This is a genomic window from Citrobacter sp. TBCS-14 (assembly GCF_005280805.1).
Lineage (GTDB): Bacteria > Pseudomonadota > Gammaproteobacteria > Enterobacterales > Enterobacteriaceae > Citrobacter > Citrobacter gillenii.
In genome coordinates, this window is sequence record NZ_SZWM01000311.1 from 309 (window position 1) to 518 (window position 210).

Consider the following 210-nt stretch of genomic DNA (forward strand, 5'->3'; position numbering starts at 1 on the left):
CATTTCTATTAGATTCACTATTGATAAGTCAGAAAAATCGCTACAAGGTGAATATGAATTATGTATAAGTAAGGACACGGATGGAACATACTCACTGAATATTAGTGAAGAAAACGTATCTGAACCATTAGAGTTACAATTAAGTGAAGCGCAGTTCATATCAGGGGCCAGATATCTTAGTACCATATATTTTCTGGATAAAAACAATCT

The 210-nt window shown here is 32.9% G+C and carries 1 pseudogene; it reads left to right on the forward strand.

Going from position 1 to position 210, the window contains the following annotated elements:
- Positions 1 to 210 (forward strand): annotated as a pseudogene (locus tag FDX22_RS30460) (pentapeptide repeat-containing protein); the annotation flags it as partial.